Here is a 17,102-nt window from a genome sequence, read left to right as displayed (position 1 = left end):
AGGAGGATCAATATGATCGAAGTGAAGCTTCATGATATTGGTGAGGGGATGACGCAAGCGGATATCAATCAATTTTTTGTTCAGCCTGGTGACACTGTCAAGGCGGACGACCCGTTAGTTGAAGTACAAACCGATAAAATGACTGCTGAAATTCCTTCTCCGGCATCAGGGGTCATTAAAGAACTTAAAGTGGAAATTGGCTCTACTATTTCTGTAGGAACAACCGTCCTTATAATTGAATCCAAAGATAAAAAGACAGTGCCGGGCAGCGTTGGAGAAGAGAAAGAAATGAAGCTCGAACCTTTTACTGTGCAAAGAAATTTTGTAAAACACCAGCAAGAACCTTCTAAACGAACCTTGGCATCCCCCTATACAAGAAAGATTGCGAGAGAAAATGACATAGATTTGGAATATATAACAGGTACCGGCAAGGGAAACCGCATAACCGATGAGGATGTATATTCAGCGATCAAAAATAATCAACAATCAGCTGATATTAAAAAACAGGAAAGTGAACAGGAAGTAAAAACGATTCCTTACTCAGGGATGCGTAAACAGATTGGAAAAAAGATGACGGAATCTCTGTTAACCATTCCACACTGTACCCATTTTGAAGAAGTGGATGTAACCGAACTGCTTAAGGTCAAAGAACAGCTGAAAGAAAAGGGAAAAAACATATCCGCTACGGTGTTCTTTATAAAGGCATTGAGCATTTGTTTAAAGGAATTCCCATTGTTTAATGCCTTTCTGGATGAGAAAAATGAAATGATCCATCTTCATGAAAAAATTCATATCGGTCTTGCAACAGATACAAGTGAAGGGCTGATTGTACCGGTCATTCACCATGTTCAAAATCAATCCTTTAGCATGCTGCAGAAAAAAATGAAAGAGCTGGTGGATAAAGCAAATGCTCACGCTCTGACTTTGGAGGATGTGACAGGCGGTACATTCACGATAAGCAATGTGGGACCGCTTGGAGGAAGTACGGGGGCAACACCTATTTTAAATAAACCTGAGATAGGATTAATGGCTTTTCACAAAACAAAAAAGCGTCCAATGGTCAACGAACTGGACGAAATTGTCGTTCGTTCAATGATGAATATTTCCATGTCCTATGATCACCGGGTAGTGGACGGTGCAAGCGCTGTAGCCTTTACTAACCGTTTTACCGAACTGATTGAACGTCCTACATTATTGTTTGTGGAGCTGATGTAATGGTTGTTGGAGAAATTGCGGAAGAACGCGATGTCGTAATAATTGGAGGAGGCCCAGGAGGATACCATGCCGCTATTCGCGCGGCTCAGATGGGCAAACAGGTGACAATTATTGAAAAAACATCACTTGGGGGCATTTGTTTAGCAAAAGGATGCATTCCGTCAAAAATGTTCGCTGCAGCAGCTAAGAAATTGGATGATTTAAAGCGATATGACCGTTTTGGAATTAACGTTGAAGATTTTCGGTTTGACCTGAAACGATTACATACTCATGTGAATGAAACGATCACCCGGCTTGGCGCTGGAGTGGAGGGATTAATTCAAGCAAACAACATAGAGCTTATTAAGGGCTCAGCTTACTTTTTATCGGAGGACCGAATAGGTGTGGAAAATGATCATTCCTTTACTGTCTACCGATTTAATTCTGCAGTTATTGCAACGGGCAGTTCACATGAAATGATAGAAGAAGCAGATAACAAGCAGATCTTTACCTCCGAATCGATTTATTCGATTGAAGAAGTACCGGAGCATCTTGTAATTTGCGGCAGTGACTACCTGGCGCTTGAAACAGCTTTTACCTTTCAGCAATTTGGGTCAAAGGTTTCGCTCATTCTGGATAATGCGGGAAAGGAATTTGACTTTGATTCCTCTGTCAACAAAGAAATTAAGCGATTATTAAAGAAAAGAAAAATACAGCTTATAGCAGGGAAGATGATTCAAAGCATACAGTCAGAGGACTTCTTAACAATTCATTTGACAGAAGAAAACGGTGCGAAAACTAAAGCCTTAGAAGCCACCCATTTTGTTTTATCAGCCAGACAGATTCCAAATACGGCCAGCTTGGGGATTAACCGTTTAAAAATGAATATGGGGGAAGAGGGCCACATCGTAATTGATCGCGCCTGCAGAACTTCAATAAAGAATATTTATGCTGTTGGCGATGTTACAGAAGGTCAGGCACTCGCTGTAAAAGCGATTAAGCAGGGGAAAACGGCAGCAGAAGAAATAGCTGGTATACCTTCAGAAGCCGACTTTACATTTCTTCCTACAGTTGTTCATATGAATCCTCCCCTATCATTTGCAGGGCTGACAGAGGAAGCGGCAAGAAATGAATTTAATAATGTCCAGACTGCCATTTTTCCCATGGGGGGTAATGGATTTGCGGAAATTACCGGAGAGCGGGAAGGTTTTATAAAGGTAATTATGGACGGTGATTCTGAATTGATTGTAGGAATTCACATAGTTGGACAGGGAGCTGTTGAAATGGCTTCGGCTTCCACACTTGCGCTGGAAATGGTGGCAAGAGCTGAAGATCTTTCATTTCTTCACTACCCTCATCCGAGTCTAAATGAAGGGCTATTGGAAGCGGTTGAGGCTTTAACAGGAAGAGCCGTTCATTTAGCGCCTAAAAAGCAGGAAATGGAAAAAGTAGGATCAAGAATCCAGCACCAATAATGGAAAAACTCTTCGCTGCACAACAGCGTTGTAGCTTTAGCCTGTACTCTTGCAACCTGTATTTTCAGTTCTTTATACTGAAACTATAATATTGGAAATATTTCAAATAAATGGAGGTATGGATGATGAAAAAAGAAACAATAGCAGCTGATCAGCAAATGAAGGATTTCTTCCCCGTAAAAGATGTTGATTATCTTGAAATGTATTCAGGAAATGCAAAACAGTCCGCTCATTTTTTCTGTACGGCTTTTGGTTTTAAAATCGTGGCTTATTCGGGTCTGGAAACTGGAAACAGAGAAACGGTATCCTATGTGCTGCAGCAGCATAAAGTAAGGCTTGTTATAACCGGGTCATTAAACGATTCTTCGGATGTAGCGGTTTTTGTTAAAAAACATGGAGATGGCATTCGCGATATCGCTCTGACAATGGATGATGTTGAGCGGGCATATGAAGAAGCAGTATCCCGTGGAGCAATTGAATTGAAGGCACCATTCGAAGTTGAAGACAGCCATGGGGTAGTGAAAAAGGCAGTTATCGGTACTTATGGAGATACAATTCATACGTTGATAGAAAGGCAGAATTACAAGGGTGTATTTTTGCCGGGTTTTGAAAAATTCGATTCGACAATTCCCACAGAAGATGCAGGAATAATTGCAGTTGATCATGTGGTTGGAAATGTAGAGCGGATGCAGGAATGGACATCTTACTATGAAAAAGTTATGGGATTTAAGGAAATGAGACATTTCACTGATGCTGATATCAGCACAGAGTATTCATCACTTATGTCCAAGGTCATGCACAATGGCGGCCGTATCAAGTTTCCCATTAATGAACCGGCTGAAGGCAAACGAAAATCCCAAATACAAGAGTACCTGGAATTCTTTAATGGCCCCGGTGTCCAGCATCTTGCGATTTTAACAGAGGATATCGTGAAAACGGTTGGAATCCTTCGTAAAAATGGAGTGGAATTTTTAAATACTCCTGCCGCTTATTATGACACTCTCAGCGAACGGGTAAGTGATATTGACGAGGAGATTGAGAAGCTGAAAGAATTAAATATTCTGGTTGATGGAGATGACGAGGGGTATCTGCTTCAGATTTTCACAAAACCTATCGTGGATCGTCCAACTGTATTTATCGAAGTGATTCAGCGAAAAGGGGCAAAAGGATTTGGTGAAGGTAATTTTAAAGCGCTCTTTGAATCGATTGAGAGAGAACAGGAGCGTAGAGGAAATCTATAAAATAAGATGCTCATCCTGCTGCATTGCAGGTGAGCTGTCTTTTATTTTATTTTTGCCCGAAAATAGCTTGAATCATATACAGATGGAGGAATGAAATGGATGTCCAGCCACATTCTTTAAACTGGAAGGAAGCATACAAATTGATGATCGGCGCGATCTTGCCGAGACCCATTGCATTTGTGTCGACTATTGATGCTAAAGGAATACCCAATCTTGCTCCTTTTAGTTTCTTTACGGCGATATCCGCCGAACCAATGTTAATCTGTTTTTCTCCTATGCGAAACGGAGAGGACGGCTCAAAAAAAGATACATTAATCAATATTGAGGAAACAAAAGAGTTTGTTATTAATATTGTCAGTGAAGATTTGGCAGAACAAATGAATGATTGCGCTGCAAACTTTCCAGCGGACCTGGATGAGTTCGAACAGGTAGGTTTAACAAAAGCACAAAGCTCCACCGTTTTGCCGCCTCGTGTGCATGAAAGCAGGATTCATCTTGAATGTGTTCTTCATGAGGTGCTGCACTTTGGTGAGCAACCTGGATCCGGGAGCCTGGTGATTGGAAAAGTACAGCATATACATGTTGATGATGGTCTTTATTTCGATGGCAAAATTGATTCCAAAGCGTTGCAGCCTATAGGACGCTTAGCGGGCCAGGTGTATACAAAACCCATGTCAGATACGTTTGAATTAATACGCAAGAAAAACGAGAGGTGAAGGGTCAAATGAAGCTGATTACGTTTCTGCTGCCCTCGGGAGAAGAAAAAGCAGGATGGATTTCTCAAAATGAATTTGCTGTTGATATGCATGAAGTATCCAGCAAAGGACTGCCGGAATCGATTATAGATTTAGTTGCAAAATGGTCTTATTTTAAACCCATGTTCAGCCAGTATGAGAACATCAGCCCGGATCTTCCCGGAGTGTATAATCTGGATCAAGTTCAACTTCTTGCACCGATTCCAAAACCCGTCAGCATCCGTGACTTTTATGCATTTGAAGATCATGTGAAAACAGCGCGTGCCAATAGAGGGCTTGAAATTGTGGAGGAATGGTACAAGTTTCCTGTTTTTTATTTTACAAACCATTTAGCGGTAAAAGGTCCTAACGATTTTATTCCAATTCCTAAAGGATGCAAAGCTCTTGATTATGAGCTCGAAATCGCCTGTGTCATAGGAAAGGAAGGGAGAAATATATCAGTACAAAATGCAGAACAACATATTTTGGGTTTTTGCATAATGAATGACTGGAGTGCACGCGACTTTCAAAAAGAAGAGATGAAAGTAGGACTCGGACCTGCTAAGGGGAAGGATTTTGCAACATCTTTTGGTCCTTTTATCGCTACAGTAGATGAATTAACAGAGTTTAAAAAAGATCAGCATTATAGATTAAATATGGCAGCTTATGTAAATGGTAAACATTTATCGAACGGAAATACGGAGGATTTATATTATACATTCAGTGAAATGATCGAGCGTGCATCCGCAGGAGTAACACTCTATCCCGGGGAAGTGATTGGTTCAGGCACAGTAGGGACCGGCTGTATTTTAGAGTTGGGTACAGAGGTTCAGGACTGGTTGAAAAAAGGAGATGAGGTTGCACTGAGTATTGATGGTCTCGGCACCCTGGTAAATATAATCGGAGAAGAGGGCGGGTGAATCAATGTTTTATCGTCAGATGGGAAAAATACCGCACAAACGTCATACCATGTTTAAAAAAGAGGACGGTACCCTATACCGGGAGCAGGTAATGGGTACGAAAGGGTTTTCAGGAACCCAGTCAATTCTCTATCATCATCATTTGCCTACAGAAGTAGCAAAATCAGAATTAGCAGGTTCTTACCTGCCTGAATATGAAGAAACGGAATCACTTAAGCATCGTCACTTCTTTACTTCCAAGCTCACAAAAAAAGGCAATGCAGTGAGTGCCAGAAAGTATATACTGGGCAACGATGATCTTTTAATCGGCATCATTCATGCCAATGAGCAGATGGAGGATTATTACCGGAATGGCGATGGTGATGAAATGCTGTTTGTTCATTATGGTTCAGGGAAAATTGAAACCATGTTTGGGACAATTAGCTATCGTAAAGGAGATTATATAATCATTCCAATCGGGACGATTTACCGGGTAATTCCAGCTGCAGAAGAAGAAACAAAGTTTCTGTTAATCGAATCATTCAGTCAGCTGACTACTCCTAGAAGATACCGCAATGAGTATGGGCAGCTTTTGGAACACAGTCCATTTTGCGAACGCGATTTGCGCGGACCGGAAGAATTGCTGACCTTTACAGGTAAAGGTGAACATACGATCTTAACAAAGTCCAGAGGGTACATAACAAAGCATGTACTAAATCATCATCCTCTCGATGTCGTGGGGTGGGATGGTTATTTGTATCCCTGGGCCTTCAATATAGAAGATTTTGAACCGATTACCGGAAGAGTTCATCAGCCTCCTCCAGTACATCAAACCTTTGAGGGTCATAACTTCGTTGTATGCTCTTTTGTGCCAAGACTATATGATTATCATCCTGAGGCAATTCCAGCTCCCTATTATCACAGCAATGTAAATAGTGATGAACTGCTCTATTATGTGGAAGGGAATTTTATGAGTCGAAAAGGAATTGAAAAAGGCTCCATTACGCTTCATCCCAGTGGTATTCCACATGGTCCCCACCCTGGCACAACAGAAGCAAGTATAGGGAAAAAAGAAACATTGGAGCTGGCCGTCATGATCGATACCTTCAAACCATTAAAAACGGTAAAGCAATCGAAAGAGATCGAAGATACAAACTATATGTTTACCTGGTTAGAATAGATGATAAAAGAAGAGCTGACCTCAGCTCTTCTTTTTTAGTGAAACCGCATGCGTTTAACCACTTTTACAACTAAACTAAAGAATTGCAAGCAAATTGTTTTCATAATGTGCTATAATTGAATGATTGAGATGACAGAAATCAATCAGTATTTTTTATTTTCTATCGAGCTCAGGTAGGCCAATCATGGTGAATGGCTAAGCAGGGACATTTTAAACCAGCTATTTCGTTCCATTGCTCGGCAAAATCGTACTTAAAAATTGGAGGATGGACGATGAAAACATACAAAAATAAATTTATTGATGGAGAACAGGTTTTATTAAATGAGAAAATAGTGACCATTAAACAATGGTCTTATGTAGCAAATATGAAACGCTATTCTTATATTATTCAGGAAGATTCTGCAACATTTTATTTTGAAGAAGAACTAAAGAAAATAGAGTAGAAAAGTTTGAAATATTTTTCACCTGAAAAAGCTGCAGCCTCTCCCGGGGGCTGCAGCTTTTTTTCTTCTGAAAATACTTTAATGGCTGTTTAACAAATTGTGTCTTTAGGTTTTGGGTTTTTTAATCCAAATAATGGGCGGATAAATAGAGCAAGTCCTGTGCCTAGCATTGCCATAACTGCCCAGACCCAGCCGTGTAAACTAAATGACGAAATGCCTCCAAAATAAGCACCAATATTACAGCCGAATGCAAGGCGGGCACCATAACCCATTAATAAGCCGCCTATTATGGAGCCGGCAGCTATACCGGGTTTTATCTTTTTAGGCTTGAAAGTACCAGAAGCCGCTGCAGCAATAAAAGCACCTAAAATGATACCAAAGTTCATTACACTTGTTGAATCTGCAAGAATGGATTGGGATAGCTGAACTGCATTAGCTCCTTGCCAATAGCCCCAGCCAGACACATCAATGCCGACTAATTCCAATGCTTTTGATCCCCATAAAGCAAAGGCTGATGTAATCCCCCATGGGTTTCCGCGAATGGCCAATGTTAAAGCATTTAATACAGCCAGCAAAATGGCTGCTGTGAATAAAGGCCATGCGCCTCTGAAAATATTTTTCCAGCCCCTTGCAGCAGGGAGCGGCTTCATTGGCGGTGGATTTTTACGTTTTGAAAACTGTACCAGCGCAAAATAAATAACAGCAAAAATGATCATTTGTACTGCCCATGCGCCAAAAAATCCAAGATTTGTCGATTCAGCTAATGAAATTGGAGGCAAAGCCCATGTTTCCTCCATCCAAAAATTAAAGTGATAAGCTCCTATAACGGAGCCCGTAATAAATCCAAGGAGGGTAAGGATCATGGATGATTGTCCTCCTCCTACCGAATACAATGTTCCTGAAGCACAACCGCTACCCAGCTGCATACCAATGCCGAATATGAAAGCACCAAACAATAAGCTGATTCCTACAGGTGACACGTATCCTGCAGGCTCGGCGCCAGTAAAACTAAAACCAGTGCCCAAGATTAAAGCGAATAGGGTGGTTGCCACTGCAAACATAACCATATGCGCCTGAAGGCCCTGTACGTTGCCTACAGACATTAACCTTCTGAACACGGACGTAAATCCAAAACGTGCGTATAGAAGCGTTAATCCAAGTGCTATCCCTATAATATATAAAATACCCTGAGTCCAATTTGTGGTGGACACAATCATCACAAATAAAAATATTGCCGCAATGATTCCCAGCATAACCAATGGTTTTTGTACTGGAGCAAGAGAGGTAACAAAAGTCGTTTTGCCTGCTTTCCAACCGCTCGGAAGCTCACTCGTATTTTGAGTCACTTGTATCCCTCTTTTCCTATTAAGTTAGTCGGTTTTTAATTTAGCATAAATTCCTTTGCCTTGTAAAAGAATTCGATTTTAGATAAATGGAACAAACCAAAAACGACTCTTTCATCTTTCAAGAAAGAATCGTTTTTAAGCAGTAAGTTTGGGTCTGTTTATTCGGAGTCTCATAGACTGGTTACGAATAAAAGAATTGATGTTAAGACTGCAGTTCCTGATAATCCTGTTAATATATCTGACTTATTATAAGTAAATTTTTCATCAAACATGTCGATCGTCCTCCTCGTCCATTATGCTTTTCTATACCTTTGTTAGCAGGTTATTAAACCTTTAGTCATACATCTGTTTCTTAATACATAAGCAGTGTTTAATTAATCTGCCCAGTGGTATAGATAAGTAATTAAGCGAATTAAAGGAGGAAATATCGATGAGCAATAAAGGATTTTCTGACAAAGTAAAAGGTGAAGCGAATAAAACCAAAGGTGAAGTAAAAGAACAAACAGGGAAAGCTACAAATGATCCTAAGCTGGAACAAGAAGGTAAAAATGATAAAACAAAAGGAAATGTTCAAAAAGGTGTAGGCAAGCTTAAAAACCTTTAAGCTGACCCACAGATAGCAAAGCATCATTCTATCTGCCAGTTAGATAATAAAAAAGAGGAACACGCTGTGCAGTACAGCGTGTTCCTCTTTTTTGTGTTTGCGCAAAGGACCATTATTAGCATAAAGCAGTCGCTAATAAAATTATTCTTCTTTATATTGCATGTATACAGTGTGGGTAACTAAGAAATCTTCAAGCCCATTTTTACCGTCAGCTCCACCAAGGCCGGATTTTCTGACACCAGCATGATAACCCTGAAGCGCCTCGAAATTTTCACGGTTTACGAATGTTTCGCCGAATTTTAATCCATTTACGACTTTCATTGCCTCGTGATAATTTTCGGTATAAACAGATGAAGACAGCCCGTACTCGGTATCATTGCTTAACTCTATTGCTTCATCCAGCGTTTTATAAGTCAAAACAGGAAGTACAGGACCGAATATTTCTTCCTTAACAATTGACATATTTTGTGTAGCGTTTGTAATTAATGTGGGTTCATAAAAGAAGCCTTTTTCTTTATTCTGCCTTTTGCCCCCAACAAGAACAACAGCACCTTCTTCTTTTGCTTTTTCAACCATTTCATGAACGGTTTCAAGTCTGTCACCACTGACCAGCGGACCAAGATCAAGGTTTGTTTCTTTATTAGGGTTGCCGGCCTTGGCATTTTCCATAGCATATTTCAATTTTTCAATAAAGGATTCAGCTACACTTTCCTGAACGTAAACCCGTTCGGCATTCGTACAGGCCTGTCCTGAATTTGTTAACCGGGATGTTAGGATGTGTTTTACTGCCAAATCCAGATCAGCATTTTCGGTTACGATGGCAGGCGCTTTTCCGCCCAGCTCGAGGTTTACTTTGGTAATATTTTGAGCGGCAGCTTCCATTACTTTTGTACCCGCGCCAACGCTGCCTGTCATTGTGATGATTCCCACCTTGGGATGTGAGGCCATAATGTTCCCGATTGTTGAGCCTGTTCCAGTAACAAGATTATAAACGCCTTTTGGCAGACCATCAGTTTCGTTAATCAGCTTAGTGAATTCCATTGCAGTATTTGGTGTCTGCTGGCTTGGTTTTAGGACAATCGAACAGCCGGCAATTAGAGCGGTTGCCACTTTTCTTGCTAAAATGAACACGGGAAAGTTCCATGGAACAATTCCTGCTACAACACCGATTGGTTTTTTATAGATAAATATATTTTCATTTGGCTGGTCGCTCGGAACAATTTCACCTTGAATTCTTCTTGCCCATTCCGACATGTAATAAAAGTACTCAATTGCTGTATCTACTTCATCGGATGCTTGATCCTGAGGCTTTCCTTGTTCTTCAATCAGCAGTTTAATGAACGTTTCTCTTCTTTCTTTAATGCCGTCACCAAGCTTACGAACGATTTGGCCTCGCTTATTGGAAGGGACTTTTTCCCATTCTTTTTGAGCATCAAAAGCTGCATCAATCGCTTTATTCACATCTTGCTCGGTGCCTTTCGGAATCCTTGAGATGACTTCTTCAGTTGAAGGATTTAAAACCTCAATCCATTCATCTGCAGTCGATTCACAATATTCACCGTTAATATACAATTTATGATCCGTCATATGAAAATCCTCCTTAGATTGTGTGCTAAGGAATGTTTTCCACAACTAAGGAGGATGAAAACATCAGAGTATGCTGATTATAATATGACAGGCGCCACTTTTATAGCAACATTTCCTTTAAGGGCTCTTGAAATCATACAGCTTTCTTCCGATTGGTAAATGTATCGGAGGATTCGTTCTTTCTCTTTTTCATCGGAATCTTTCATGACATGAATAATCGGTCTGTGAATGATTTCCTTGTAAGTGATTACTCCGTTAATGACTTCCACAATTCCTTCAGATTCCAGCCCCATTTTTTCTGTTTCAATACGGGCTCTTTCCAATTTCGCAGCCAAAGTAATAATGTAGCATGTAGCTGCAGCACCAAGAAGCATTTCGTCGGGATTCGTGCCAATGCCGGGTCCGTCCATCTCAGGCGGAATCGAAATTTTAGTTTGCAGATTAGCGGTTTTAATAGAGCCCACACTGTTTCGGCCTCCAGGCCAGTCAGCTTTTAATATAAATGAATGAACTGCCATATATTGCTCATCCTTTCCCTTGTTAAGATAAAATCATCTTAACATGATGTCATCAAAGGAGTCAGGAATGCCTGCTTAAAACAATGTATAACCAATAGTTTGTGCTACAATATCGACATAAATCTTCAATTTGGGGGGATGGCCATGAGTGAAAAAGAAAAAATCCTTGTCGTAGAGGATGAAGAAAAGATTGCCCGTGTATTAGAACTGGAGCTTGAGTACGAGGGATATATGGTTACCAAAGCAATGACTGGATATGAAGCACTGGAAAAATACAGAATGGAAGAATGGGACTTGATATTACTTGATATTATGCTGCCTGAAATGTCAGGCATTGAAATTCTTCGAAGAATCCGTGCTGACAACCCTAATATGCCGGTTATTTTACTTACTGCTAAGGACTCTGTTGAAGATAAAGTCTCAGGCCTTGATCTTGGGGCAAATGATTATATGACAAAGCCCTTTCAAATTGAAGAGCTCCTTGCACGCATCCGGGCTGCGCTAAGACAATTTGAAAAAAACAGCAAAAAGAAACCTGTCAATGACGAAAGCTGGCTTGAAGTGAAGGATTTATATCTGAATGAGAAAACAAGAGAGGTAAAAAGAGGAGAAACATATATCGAGCTGACCCCTCGAGAATTTGATTTGCTCGTTTATTTAATGAAGAACCAGCGTCAGGTACTTAACCGTGAACAGATATTAAATGCTGTTTGGGGCTATGATTATTTTGGTGATACAAATGTAGTGGACGTTTATATACGATACGTTCGCAAGAAGATCGATAAAACAGAATTTGATCCGTTGATTCATACAGTCAGGGGAGTCGGCTATGTTTTGAGAGAAGCAAAATGAGACTTCAAAATAAAATCCATTTATATACGTCAGTCGTTTTTGCCGTTTTACTCATCGTAATCAGTGCATCCATTTATGTTGTTTTTAGTAATTTAACTTATTCAAGCGAGCTTGAATCGGCCCATGATAATGCCAAGGGCACAGTAGTGGGGGTAAACCGTACAGCCGGTCTAACTTCCGATAAAGAATTACTTCAAACCTTTGTGCCGCCTGACGGGTCATTGAAAATCGTAAAAGATGATGAAACATCAATTGGGGGGACTGTTACCTCTGCAGGACAGAATAATCTGAGCACCTTCCCGGATCGGTTTTATATGGAAGAAAGATCTGAGATAATCGAAATTAATCAACGGCCGTACACATTTGTTTCCATACCCAACCCATGGATAGATGGGTCGGTGGTCAATATTCAAATGATCGAGAGTCTGAGTACAGCTGAAGAAAATCTTAAAGTCCTGAGAAATGTCTTGATTATTGTTACCTTACTTGCATTGGTGCCGGTGATTATTTCTGGCCGGATATTAAGTAACCTTATAACCCGACCGATCGCAACCATGATCCAAACCATGAAAGATATTCAGCAAAACGGTGAATTTAAGCGGTTGTCCCTGAAGAACCAGTCAAAAGATGAATTATATGAAATGGGAAATACGTTTAATTTAATGATTGATCTTCTTGAAGCAAACTTTGATAAGCAGGAGCAGTTTGTTTCCAATGCTTCCCATGAACTTAAAACGCCCTTAACTGTAATTGAAAGCTATGCAAATTTATTGAAGAGAAGGGGGTTTGAAAAAAAGGAGTTATTTGATGAGTCGATCGACGCCATTCACTCAGAAGCAATAAGAATGAAAGAATTAACCCAGCAGTTGCTGCTCCTTGCCAGGCAAGGGGAGCAGTGGAATCTGGATTTAGAAGTGATTAATGTGGAGGAGCTTGTTGAAGAGTCGATAAGGGGCTTCAGAAATGCCTACGGCCGTGAAGTAAATCTTACTGTGAAAAATAATATCATTACAATCGCTGATCGGCAAAAACTTAAACAGCTGTTGTACATTTTTTTGGATAATGCAAAAAAATACAGCGACAAAGCAATCAATGTATCTGTGGAAGAAAGAATTGACGCAGGACTTATTCGAATAGAGGACAGAGGAATCGGCATCCCAAAAAGTGATCTTCCCAAAGTGTTTGATCGTTTTTACCGGGTTGATAAAGCAAGAAACCGGAAATTAGGGGGATCTGGACTGGGTCTGTCTCTGGCAAAAGAGATAGCAGATGTCCTGGGTATCCGTATTGAACTGGACAGTTTGGAAGGGGTAGGAACTATCGTGACGATTGTTATGCCGTTAGAAGCAGATTCACCTCAAAAACTAAGTTAATTCTCATCAAATTCTCATTTTTATCGTTTATCCTATAAGTACAATCAAAAAGAGGTGAGATAGTGAAAAAACAGCGTATGATCTGGATGGCAGGCGGTGCTTTACTACTGGTTATACTTGTTTTCGTTGCTGTGCAGTTTGTTTCCGGCATGTCTGCAGCTTCACCCCTCACAGAAAACGAGGCAGTGGATATAGTAACCGACAGATACCCTGAGGGAGAAATACAATCAGTTGGCAAATATAATAACGGTTATTCAATCGAGTTTGTGGTCCCAAACGGGATATATGAAATGAAAATTAATAAAGACTCTGCTGAAATTGAATCATTGATGGTGATAGAAAATACAGCATCTGATGCTCCAGGTAAGAACCCGGACAGTCAAAAAGAAATCTTATCGGAAAAAGAAATACGTGAAATTGTCAGTGAATCATCAGGTGTCATTCAAAGTATTGAAAAGGTTGAAAAACAAAATAAAACCGTTTATGAAGCGGTTATTTCTGAAGACGATCTGCTTGTTACTAAGGTGCTGGATCCATATACCGGAGCCGAACTGTCCGTTTCAAAAGAAGCAGAAAAGGACAATGCAGCTCCTCTTACAGAACCAGAGGCAATTGATATTGCATTAAAGGCAGTTCCCGGTGAAGTCGATGATGTTGACTTAGAGCATTCAGATGAAGAGATGTATTTTTTAATTGAGATTGACACAGCTGATGATCGGGAAGCCACCGTTCAAGTGAATGCGATTTCCGGTAAAATTATGTCTACGACCTGGGATGACTAAATAAAGAACCCGATACACCGTTAAGGTATATCGGGTTCTTCTTCGTTAATTGGAAGAGTGATGGTTACGGAAGTGCCGATATCCAGTTCGCTGGAAATTGTCATCAAGCCACCGTGACCCTGCACTATTTTTTCAGTAATCATCATACCAAGCCCTGTTCCTTTTTCTTTTGTCGTGAAAAAAGGTTCTCCGATCCGTTGCAGTATATCGGCAGGTATCCCTTTGCCGTTGTCTGAGATGGCGATGGAAAGGTGGGGGACCTGCTGCTGTATGAAGGTCTCTACGTGAATACGTATTTTTCCGCCATCAGGCATGGCGTCTGCTGCATTTTTAAATACATTTAATAGAACCTGTTTAATTTGATTTTCTTCACAAAAAAGAGAAAGGTTTTTTTCCTGCCAATGCTGTTCAATTTGAATGTTTTTGAGATGAAGTTCTGTTTCAAAAAGAAGAACCGTATCCTGGATCAGCTCGTCCAGCAGCGCTTTGCGAAAAAGAACTGCCTGCGGTTTTGACAGCACCAGGAACTCACTAATAATTAAGTTGATCCGTTCCAGCTCCGCCTGCATAATCTTGGTATATGCCTGAAATGGATTTGTCTCTTTTTCATTCATCATTTGAATGAATCCAGAGATTACGGTTAATGGATTTCTAATTTCGTGGGTCACCCCAGCAGCCATTTCACCTGCTAAAGACAGCTTCTCAGATTGACGCAGCCGGTGTTCTGTTTCTTTGCGAAATGTCACATCACGGCTGATGGCTGACATGGCTATCACTTTTTTTTCTTCGTCAATTATTGGAGATAATGTAATTTCAACTTCAATTAATGAACCGTCTTTTCTCTGATCCTGAGTATGGAGAGAGGGGATGCTTTCTCCCTTTAGTATCCTGGAAGTTCGTTCTGCTGCTTCCTTTATTCTGTGACTCGGAATAATCGGTAATTGATTGCCTATCGCCTCTTCTTTCGTCCATCCATAAATTTTTTCAAAAGCAGGATTAACCTGAATAATCTGCTGGTTTAAATCAAATACGATAATTGCATCCTGTGCGTGTTCAAACAACAAATCATGGTAACTGTTTTTGGAATACAGTTCCCTTCTTGCCGCACGTTCGCTTTCCTGAGTAGAATGATTTATTTTCTGGATATTAGCCGTATGAAAAAGTAAATAAATCATAAGCAACAGGGAAAATAAAATTAAGTAAAAAAGGTCTGCTGGTTTAAAGGTTTCAAAAATCGTCATATAGTTCTTATGGAAAAAGTACATCATCAGTAAGGCAGAAAAAACACTCGAAAATATAATTAAATATTTTTTCAAGTAAAGTGATGCAACAATCATGCCTAAATAAAAGAATAATAGATTAACCAGTAGAGGATAATTCAAATTGTAGTAAATGATATAACCGTATATACCCAAAATGACCAGCCACATTGAAATGGAGGCTTTCGGAAGCTTCCACACGAGCACACTGATCCCTACAATGATCATAAGACCATATGGCGGAAGAATAATATCAAATTTCTGCTCAATTAAAACAAATGTTATTAATTGAAGCAGGTAGGCAAACCACCATATTTTAAGCAGTAAACGATTTCTTTCATGTAAAAATAATTCCTCAGTCAAAAGATCACATCCTATCAAAGCTGCATTTAATTGGCTATATAAATATACTAAGGAAATTATTCGTGTATTCCCTTTAAATACCCAATGATTATAGTACACTATAAATTATTAGGAAGATTTTAAATTTAAAAAAATGTACTAACCAAAGGAGAGTATATCGAATGAACTATCCCAATGGTACCAAAACAGTAGAATTAATAAAAGATTTGGTTTCAATACCAAGTCCTTCCGGTAATACCGCAAACGTTATACAATTTGTTCAGCAGTGGCTGACAAATAACGGCATTGAATCCTACATAAATAACAAAGGCAGCCTTTTCGTAACGGTTGAAGGCGAAAACAAACTCAAGCACCGAGTATTAACAGCTCATGTAGATACGCTGGGAGCAATGGTTAAAGAAATAAAACCAAATGGACGCCTCAAGCTTTCCATGATTGGAGGCTTTAAATGGAACGCAGTTGAAGGTGAATATTGTAAAGTAGAAACCTCAGACCGAAAAGAAATAACGGGGACAATCCTCATGCAGCAAACTTCCGTTCATGTGTATAAAGACGCAGGCACAGCAGAAAGAAACGAAAAAAATATTGAAGTAAGGCTTGACGAAGTAGTTCATACGGCGGAAGATACTCGAAACCTGGGCATAGAAGTGGGGGATTTTGTTTCATTTGATCCCCGGGTTGAGGTTGCAAACGGATTTATTAAATCCAGACATTTAGATGACAAGGCAAGTGTTGGCATGCTGATGAATGTTTTACGCCATATCAAGGCTGAATCAGAAACACTTCCTTATACTACTCACTTTATCATTGCGAATAATGAAGAGATCGGCTATGGAGGAAACTCGAATATTCCGGATGAAACAGTTGAATACATTGCGGTGGACATGGGCGCACTGGGAGAAGGGCAGGCTTCTGACGAATTTACTGTGTCAATCTGTGCCAAGGACAGCAGCGGTCCTTATCATTATGGTTTAAGAAAACATCTGATTGAACTGGCAAAAGAGCACCAGATCGCCTACAAAGTAGATATCTATCCATACTACGGATCAGATGCTTCGGCTGCAATTAAAGCTGGTTTTGACATAAAGCACGGTTTAATTGGAGCCGGAATCGATGCTTCGCATGCTTATGAACGCACGCATGAAACATCGCTTCTGCAAGCGGAATCTCTTATTTATCAGTACATCAAATCTGATATGGCAAAGGAGTAATAGGAATCATCTTTCATTTATATCAAAGGGATGATTTTTAT

At 40.1% G+C, this 17,102-nt stretch carries 16 protein-coding genes; 12 read left to right on the top strand and 4 right to left on the bottom strand.

The genetic code is table 11. The annotated features are described in order from the left end of the window. The first annotated feature begins 12 nt into the window (after positions 1 to 12). The 7 genes from E2R51_RS05960 to E2R51_RS19740 all read left to right on the top strand — a co-directional run bounded on the left by E2R51_RS05960 (position 13) and on the right by E2R51_RS19740 (position 7,166). Complete coding sequence (locus E2R51_RS05960) at positions 13 to 1,215, top strand: dihydrolipoamide acetyltransferase family protein (RefSeq protein WP_483299904.1); 1,203 nt, start codon at positions 13 to 15, stop codon at positions 1,213 to 1,215. Next, positions 1,215 to 2,669: a dihydrolipoyl dehydrogenase family protein gene (locus E2R51_RS05955; protein ID WP_133376092.1), complete on the top strand. Its 1,455-nt coding sequence runs from the start codon at positions 1,215 to 1,217 to the stop codon at positions 2,667 to 2,669. Before E2R51_RS05960 ends, E2R51_RS05955 begins: the two co-directional genes overlap by 1 nt. A 125-nt stretch (positions 2,670 to 2,794) precedes the next feature. Then, positions 2,795 to 3,910, top strand: a complete 1,116-nt coding sequence (gene hppD / locus E2R51_RS05950) for a 4-hydroxyphenylpyruvate dioxygenase (protein WP_483299903.1) — start codon at positions 2,795 to 2,797, stop codon at positions 3,908 to 3,910. Positions 3,911 to 4,005: 95 nt separating this feature from the next. Next, positions 4,006 to 4,626 carry a flavin reductase family protein gene (locus E2R51_RS05945; RefSeq protein ID WP_133376090.1) on the top strand — a complete coding sequence of 207 codons (621 nt, stop codon included), beginning with the start codon at positions 4,006 to 4,008 and terminating at the stop codon, positions 4,624 to 4,626. A gap of 8 nt (positions 4,627 to 4,634) precedes the next feature. Further along, entirely contained in the window at positions 4,635 to 5,564 is a 930-nt protein-coding gene (locus E2R51_RS05940; protein ID WP_133376089.1) for a fumarylacetoacetate hydrolase family protein, read from the top strand. A 4-nt stretch (positions 5,565 to 5,568) separates the two neighbouring features. Beyond that, positions 5,569 to 6,723: a homogentisate 1,2-dioxygenase gene (locus E2R51_RS05935; protein WP_133376088.1), complete on the top strand. Its 1,155-nt coding sequence runs from the start codon at positions 5,569 to 5,571 to the stop codon at positions 6,721 to 6,723. A 272-nt stretch (positions 6,724 to 6,995) separates the two neighbouring features. Next, positions 6,996 to 7,166 carry a hypothetical protein gene (locus E2R51_RS19740; protein WP_165967147.1) on the top strand — a complete coding sequence of 57 codons (171 nt, stop codon included), beginning with the start codon at positions 6,996 to 6,998 and terminating at the stop codon, positions 7,164 to 7,166. An 89-nt stretch (positions 7,167 to 7,255) separates the two neighbouring features. Here E2R51_RS19740 and E2R51_RS05930 read toward each other — a convergent pair whose 3' ends face one another. Next, positions 7,256 to 8,419 carry a YeeE/YedE family protein gene (locus E2R51_RS05930; RefSeq protein ID WP_133376347.1) on the bottom strand — a complete coding sequence of 388 codons (1,164 nt, stop codon included), beginning with the start codon at positions 8,417 to 8,419 and terminating at the stop codon, positions 7,256 to 7,258. A gap of 523 nt (positions 8,420 to 8,942) precedes the next feature. Between E2R51_RS05930 and E2R51_RS05925 the strand changes: the two genes are divergently transcribed. Then, positions 8,943 to 9,116, top strand: a complete 174-nt coding sequence (locus E2R51_RS05925) for a CsbD family protein (RefSeq protein WP_133376087.1) — start codon at positions 8,943 to 8,945, stop codon at positions 9,114 to 9,116. 141 nt (positions 9,117 to 9,257) lie between these two features. On the opposite strand, the gene aldA is transcribed toward E2R51_RS05925, so the two are convergent. Continuing rightward, on the bottom strand, positions 9,258 to 10,703 hold the full coding sequence (aldA, locus tag E2R51_RS05920; RefSeq protein WP_133376086.1) for an aldehyde dehydrogenase: 1,446 nt from the start codon (positions 10,701 to 10,703) through the stop codon (positions 9,258 to 9,260). Positions 10,704 to 10,780: 77 nt separating this feature from the next. After that, positions 10,781 to 11,221 (bottom strand): SACOL1771 family peroxiredoxin, encoded by a 441-nt coding sequence (locus tag E2R51_RS05915; RefSeq protein ID WP_133376085.1) that lies wholly within the window; start codon positions 11,219 to 11,221, stop codon positions 10,781 to 10,783. 144 nt (positions 11,222 to 11,365) lie between these two features. Between E2R51_RS05915 and E2R51_RS05910 the strand changes: the two genes are divergently transcribed. The 3 genes from E2R51_RS05910 to E2R51_RS05900 all read left to right on the top strand — a co-directional run bounded on the left by E2R51_RS05910 (position 11,366) and on the right by E2R51_RS05900 (position 14,228). After that, the gene (locus tag E2R51_RS05910; protein WP_133376084.1) at positions 11,366 to 12,073 is read left to right on the top strand and encodes a response regulator transcription factor; all 708 of its coding nucleotides are present in this window, start codon (positions 11,366 to 11,368) and stop codon (positions 12,071 to 12,073) included. After that, positions 12,070 to 13,446: a sensor histidine kinase gene (locus tag E2R51_RS05905; RefSeq protein WP_133376083.1), complete on the top strand. Its 1,377-nt coding sequence runs from the start codon at positions 12,070 to 12,072 to the stop codon at positions 13,444 to 13,446. Before E2R51_RS05910 ends, E2R51_RS05905 begins: the two co-directional genes overlap by 4 nt. A gap of 62 nt (positions 13,447 to 13,508) precedes the next feature. Next, complete coding sequence (locus E2R51_RS05900) at positions 13,509 to 14,228, top strand: PepSY domain-containing protein (RefSeq protein ID WP_133376082.1); 720 nt, start codon at positions 13,509 to 13,511, stop codon at positions 14,226 to 14,228. A gap of 20 nt (positions 14,229 to 14,248) precedes the next feature. Here E2R51_RS05900 and E2R51_RS05895 read toward each other — a convergent pair whose 3' ends face one another. Then, positions 14,249 to 15,850, bottom strand: coding sequence for a PAS domain S-box protein (locus E2R51_RS05895; RefSeq protein WP_133376081.1), 1,602 nt, complete (start codon positions 15,848 to 15,850; stop codon positions 14,249 to 14,251). A gap of 161 nt (positions 15,851 to 16,011) precedes the next feature. Here E2R51_RS05895 and E2R51_RS05890 point away from each other — a divergent pair, with 161 nt between their 5' ends. Then, positions 16,012 to 17,061, top strand: coding sequence for a M42 family metallopeptidase (locus tag E2R51_RS05890; protein WP_133376080.1), 1,050 nt, complete (start codon positions 16,012 to 16,014; stop codon positions 17,059 to 17,061). Positions 17,062 to 17,102: the final 41 nt, after the last annotated feature.

It is taken from the genome of Jeotgalibacillus sp. S-D1, assembly GCF_004358665.1.
Taxonomy (GTDB): domain Bacteria; phylum Bacillota; class Bacilli; order Bacillales; family Jeotgalibacillaceae; genus Jeotgalibacillus.
Note: the sequence above shows the minus strand (reverse complement) of the source record. Positions and strands in the feature narration are given on the sequence as shown.